The sequence below is a fragment of the Lunatimonas salinarum genome, from assembly GCF_017811155.1.
In the GTDB taxonomy this organism is placed as follows: domain Bacteria; phylum Bacteroidota; class Bacteroidia; order Cytophagales; family Cyclobacteriaceae; genus Lunatimonas; species Lunatimonas salinarum.
In genome coordinates this window covers 168585-174741 of sequence record NZ_JACVCV010000013.1, presented here as the reverse complement: position 1 = coordinate 174741, position 6157 = coordinate 168585, and the positions used below count along the sequence as shown (strand labels likewise).

The window sequence follows — 6157 nt, the reverse complement described above, 5'->3', positions numbered from 1 at the left end:
TCTATACAGCATTGGCCAACCTACGATTGTCGGCCATTCACAGCACACCTTTGCGTTCGGGCGGGTTTCGGAGCACAAAGCATTAATTTATTACTAGAGTTCATTAGTAGCACAAGCTTCAAGTTTGCAATTCAGCCCGCCTGACGCAAAACCCGTGTTAGTGGCTGTACATTATTTTGTTGCTATGCCACTCCATAGTTCAATTCTTACTTTTAAATCATCTGTTATGGTGCCGTACTCTTCTTCTAGCTCAACAAACCGTTCTTTCAATAATAAAATAGTAACCGAGTTTATCATTTGAGTAAAAAGTAAAGCCGTCTCAGAATTCGAGATATTATTCAAATTACCTTTATTAAGATTTCCTTCATTCAGCTGCATCATTGCAAGGTATTCTGAATGTGCATAGTTTGAATAAAGACTATATATTTTCTGGAACATTTCACTTTTCAATCTGCTACTTTCAAGTAAATTGCCCCAACTTTTTAATCTTGGGAGTCCAAATTTATCTAATTTCCATAAGTCGTTTGATTTAAGAGTCGGATAAAAAGCACTTGATTTGATTTCCTTTTTTATTTCTTCGATAAGTTGTTCCTCTCGTTTTAGTTTTTCTAAATGAGTTTCTGATACTTTGTCAGCAAATGCTTGTCGTGACATAAAGCCGGATACTCTCCAAAGTTTAAATCTGAAATCCTTTTCCAAGTCATTTACGGTGTCAAAGAACAAATATTCTAAAGTTAAAAACGTTTCAATAATTGACCTAGTTAAAATGAAGATCGATGGTGTGTCGATTATTTCAATATTATCCTTTGAATTATAAATTTCTAAGTCTTGTGGCGTGGACAATCGCAGAACACTTTTTGATGCAAAAATCAATTTGGTTATTAAGGTCTCAATATAAACCTCTCCTTCTCTTAGTTTTGGTTTCAACTCATATACTTTCTGAATCAAAAAACCTTGTAGAATTATAATTTCATTAAGACTCTTCTGCAAATCTTGGAGTTTAACCTTTTTTGCTTCGTTAAATAAAATGGATATTTTGTCTCGAGGGTTCATACATTATTGCCACTAACGTGATTCAGCTTGGAGACGGCGGGCATTCGGTACACATCTCTCCCAACCTACTCCTAACTTTTTAAAGATACTAAACTTTCAATTTACTCTGAACCGCCCGCTGTATCCAAGGTGATGTTGTATGCCGTTTATTCTATTTCTACCCACTCAGATATTTTGATTTTTCCATTTTGGATATTTACTTTAAAATCTATCCCATTTGCTGAGTAGACAGGATCATAGTCTATTTTTTGATATGATTTTATATTCCACCATACAGAATCAGCAACACCACTAATTGAAATAGTCCATCCCTTAATTCCTTTTTCAAAATTTTCTCTCTTTGCTAAGCTTAAAGCATGATCAAGGTTTAGGAAGATATTTTCATTTGAACCACCTTTGAAATAATCATGAATATTTTTCCTGGTTATTTTTGTATTGTATTCCGTTTCTACAATTTCGCCATTTAAAAAAATCAAAATCATATTTCTGGATTTGTCTTTCGAAAGTTCATTTTTGATTTCAAATGCTACCATATCTAAAACAGACTTATATAAACCTTTAAATTCAAGAGTATCATTCAAAAAATTCTCACTGAATATTTCAATTAAAAAGTTCTCAGCTATTTGAATTTTTTTTCTCTCAGAATCTGAATAATCTTTACTATCACTTCCTTGTCCGAAGCATTTTACATTGGTCAGTATAAGATATATTAATGGAATATATTTCATGGGTTCGGTATCAGTTCCTTTAATGGCATACAACACTTTTATTGGCGCTACTCCGTTGCGACTATGTTTTCCAATTTGGCTGCATAGGCGCTACTCGGTTGCGCCTAATGCACTGGTAACGTGGCCCTAATGAAGTTGCCGAACCGGCTTCTTCGGCTAACAATGACGGCCATACCCTGCCGCTAAAGATAAGCCATTATTGTTCCGCAAAAAATACCCTGATCGGGGTAATTTTTGGGTCAGGTATGGCTTGTTCTTGGCTAAAAGAATCGGCCGCATTGATGAGGCAGCATTGACGAGCCTGGTGCAACCGATACACCCCAGTTTACTTTCCCCGAATGGCGGCAAGCTTGGCAGAGAGCTCCTTGACGACCTCCGGATAGTGGGCATACAGGTTGTCCCGCTCCGCGGGGTCCTTCGCCTCGTCATACAACTGCCCGGCAGGATCGCCTTCTCCGGGGCGGACAATCCCCGGATCCGTAAATCCACCGGAACCCAGGCCCTCTACATACTTCCATCCACCACTTCGTAGGGCATATAGGCTTCGCGACGAGTGGTGTACCATCTCGGTCCGCAAGCCACCCGCGCTGTGATCTCGTAACACGCCCCAAAAGGATTGGCTGTCCTCTGCCTGCCCCTCTCCCAACGCTGTTTGGGTCATCGCTGCAAGCGTAGCCACCACATCCGTTAAACTCACCAACGCATCGCTATGCGTCCCGGGCCCAATCGTCCCAGGCCAGCGGGCTATCAGGGGCGTCCGATGCCCTCCGTCCCAAACGTCTCCCTTTTGCCCCCGCCTACCGGCATTGGGATCGTGGCCGAATAGCGCTATCTCCGAATCAGGCCAATAAGCGCCGTTATCGCTGGAAAAAAGCAACAGGGTCTGATCTGCAATGCCCTGCCGGTCCAGTTCCTCTATAATCCGACCCACTAATTGGTCTATATCCAGCACAAAGTCGCCATACACCCCGGCACCGGATTTTCCTTGATTTTCCGGGGAAGGCAACCACGGCGTATGGGGCCCGGTAAGCGGCAAGTATAAAAAGAAGGGATCAGCTACTCCCTTGGCCACATGCTGCTGAATATAGGAAAGCCCCTCTCCCAGGATGGTGGCATGACAGTCTGCTACCCTAAAATCGGCGGACATTTCGCCCTCCCTCCACCAAACGCCCTTTTGCCAATAGATGGCGTTGTCATCCGAGTGCTTTTTATCCCAGGCGTACTCCGTGTCCGCCTGACGAAGGGGATACACCGAGGAGGTAAGAACCACGTCCGGGTTGACCACCTGGTGGTTTCGAATAAATACATAGGGAGGAATATCCAAAGAGGCCGGGTGGATATACGAATAATCAAATCCCACATCCCGTGGGCCCTGCGTTACCGGAAGGGCATAGTCGACATTGGACCGGCCGCTTGCCGGATCCAGCCGCGCAGGTGCTCCATCCTTCGTTTGCCATCCCAGTCCCAAGTGCCATTTGCCCACGATGCCGGTATGATAGCCTGCCCGTTTCAGCAGCTTCGGCAAGGTTTCCCTGCCTTCCTCCACCACCGGCCCCGCAAAGCCTCCAATGCCAAAGGCCGCCGCTTCGGAACGAAAGGCGTACCTCCCTGTAAGCAGCCCATAACGGGACGGCGTACATACCGACGCACTGGCGTGGGCATTGGTAAAGTGCATGCCTTCTTTGACCATCCGGTCCAGGTTGGGCGTAGGTATCTTGGAGGCGGCGTTTAGCGCGCGGATATCCCCGTAGCCCATGTCATCGGCAAAGATGAAAACCACGTGTGGTCGGAGGGGAAGCTCGGTCTGTTCAGGGCCTGTGTCACAGGATCCCAATAAACCGAGGAGAAAAACCATAAGCAGGGCAAGGCAAGGGAAAGGGTATGGACGATTCATAGCTAGGGGCTTGCTAAAAGGTTGGTTTGGGGCTGTCAGGGTAAAAAAAAGCCCACAACCACGATAGACCGAGGGTTGCGGGCATGAAAGACAATCTACTGTGAGGTGCGGCGCTACACATGGTAAAATTGCTCCCATCCCTTTCTGGGAGGAGGGCCAATCAGCATGGCATTTGCCAAGGGATTGTTGACTACCTTCTTGGTTTCACGGTCAAAGACAATCTTGGTATTCATCTGCTGCGCCAGTACGCCCAGGCAGAACACTTGACTCAACGGTCCGGCGATCTCAAAGGAAGAACGGCAGGTTTCTTCCCCCTTGCAGGCTTTCAGAAAATTCGTAAAATGGTTGGAAGGGCTTTCCGGTACTTCCGGGAGCTTCGAGGCCATGTCCTTGGCGGCTTCCTCGGGTATGATGCTCAGGGTACTTCCGTGCGATCCACCCTTAAAGGTAAGGTCCTTGCCATAGATGATCTTTCCCGGATTCAGTTTGGCAGGTTGCAGTTGCCCGGTACTTGGTGGGGGTATATTGGGATCCAACTCCGACACGCCATATCCATCCGGCACGGCGGGGATGTTGTTGACACCGTCATACCAGGTGATGGTACAGGCAGGCATGCCCTTACGCTCCGGAAACTTAAACTCCAAGGTACTGGCCATGGGAAAGAAGAAGGGGTTATGTCCGTCCAGTTTGACGGGGTTCACTTCATAGGGCAGTCCTAGCTCCAAAAACTCGTGCGCGGTATCCATGATATGCGCTCCCCAGTCTCCAAGAGCCCCCATGCCAAATTGATACCAACACCGCCACTGTCCTTCGTGGAAATCTTTGTGAAAATCGTGATGCTCGATCGCTGATAGCCAGGTATCCCAATCCATGGTCGCCGGTTTTTGCTGTCCGGCAGGATAAGCTGCCATGTTCACGTCCCAGTCGTGCCATCTCCGCTTCCCATTCATGTGCGCGGTCATGGCAGTCACGTCCTGAATAATTCCGGCATCCTTCCAGGCTTTAAACTGAAAGTAGTTTCCTTCTGAGTGGCCTTGGTTACCCATTTGGGTAGCTACTTTGTACTTTTTGGCTCCTTCCATCATCAGTTCCACCTCTTGGAACGTACGGGCCATGGGCTTTTCCACGTACACGTGTTTGCCAAGGGCCATGGCATGCATGGTAATGGGGAAGTGTGAAAAATCCGGTGTTCCAACGGTCACTGCGTCGATCTGACTACCCATCTTGTCAAACATGACCCGAAAATCCTGGAAGCGGGGAACATCGGGAAACATTTCTATCACACGTTGTGTATGGGGAGCTCCCATGTCCACGTCACAGAGAGCGACTACGTTAGCCAATCCGGTGGCATGCAGGGATCGGATGATCTCACCGCCACGGTGTCCGATTCCGCAGCAGGCCAAGTTTACCTTGTCGCTCGGGGCCACATGGCCAAGTGGTTTTCCCAGTACCATCGATGGAATCAGGGAAATCCCGGCAGCACCCATCGCACCGGTTTTGATAAAACTTCTTCGGTCTTTATTCATACATTGGTCAATAAATTTTGGGCATTTCCTTTTCAAGGAGCAGTATAGCAAATCTTTTTTAAAAAGACATGATTTTTTTGGCCAATTGCGGTGCCCTTCTACAAATCGATCCCCTTCCTAAAAAGATACCGCATTTCCCGTTCATTCAGCGCCCGGTCAAAGACCGCCAAACCGCTGATTTGACCGATAAACTGATTGGTCATTTTACCGATCACCGAGTTGGCCCCCACGGTAAAGTCGGCGCCATCTTCGCCCCCATCAAAGATCCCCTCCTCATAAGGGAAGGGGTTTGTGAGTGGATTGGCACTGAGTAGACCGTCCTTGTAGGCCCTGATCTGCTTGCCATCGTAGGTGATGGCGATCATGGTCCACACTCCGGCGGCCACTTCCTCGTCGCTGCTGACGTAGGAGATCCACGCCTTTTCTCCCGGACTTTTACCACCCAAGGCGGAAATATGCCCGTGAATCCGCCCATTTGTGGGATATCGCTTCATCTCATCGTGGTGTGTCTTACTCGCTGCGTTTAAAAAGAGGTAGTATTGCCGCTTTTCCCGCGTCTCGTCCCATACACCGCCTATGGCCTGCCAGTACTTTTCGGAGTCCTTTTTCACCCAGGCCACTACCGTTACCGCTGCCTCCTTCCCGTAGATATTTAATTTGCCCAGTTTGCCACGGGGTATATAAAACCAGGTGCTGTCTACGATATAGGCGGAACTGTTGTGGATGGGGCCTTCGGAGACCTTTTCAATGGGCCCTGCCCCTTCCAATAGATGATAGGTTTCATCGTTCTGATAGGATTTGGAAACCCTCGGACTGCCCGCCTCTTCCGAAAAATCCCAAAACGCCAACAAGTGGCGCTCTATCACCTTAGACTGGGCATGGGCACCGAAGGGTAGCCATAACGCGGCCATAAAAACAAGTAAAAGCAAGTCTTTCATACTTTTTGAGGTAAAAAT

5 protein-coding genes are annotated in these 6157 nt (G+C 47.5%); all 5 read right to left on the bottom strand.

Annotated features, from left to right (window positions below; genetic code table 11):
* Positions 1 to 171: 171 nt before the first annotated feature.
* Positions 172 to 1053 (bottom strand): DUF5677 domain-containing protein, encoded by an 882-nt coding sequence (locus IAQ59_RS16130; protein WP_209331862.1) that lies wholly within the window; start codon positions 1051 to 1053, stop codon positions 172 to 174.
* Between the two features lie 146 nt (positions 1054 to 1199).
* A complete protein-coding gene (locus IAQ59_RS16125; RefSeq protein ID WP_209331861.1) occupies positions 1200 to 1781 on the bottom strand; it encodes a hypothetical protein in 582 nt (193 codons plus the stop codon).
* A gap of 325 nt (positions 1782 to 2106) precedes the next feature.
* Positions 2107 to 3675, bottom strand: a complete 1569-nt coding sequence (locus IAQ59_RS16120) for a sulfatase family protein (protein WP_209331860.1) — start codon at positions 3673 to 3675, stop codon at positions 2107 to 2109.
* Between the two features lie 113 nt (positions 3676 to 3788).
* A complete protein-coding gene (locus IAQ59_RS16115; protein ID WP_209331859.1) occupies positions 3789 to 5201 on the bottom strand; it encodes a Gfo/Idh/MocA family protein in 1413 nt (470 codons plus the stop codon).
* A gap of 98 nt (positions 5202 to 5299) precedes the next feature.
* Complete coding sequence (locus IAQ59_RS16110; protein ID WP_245189650.1) at positions 5300 to 6139, bottom strand: LamG domain-containing protein; 840 nt, start codon at positions 6137 to 6139, stop codon at positions 5300 to 5302.
* Positions 6140 to 6157 lie beyond the last annotated feature (18 nt).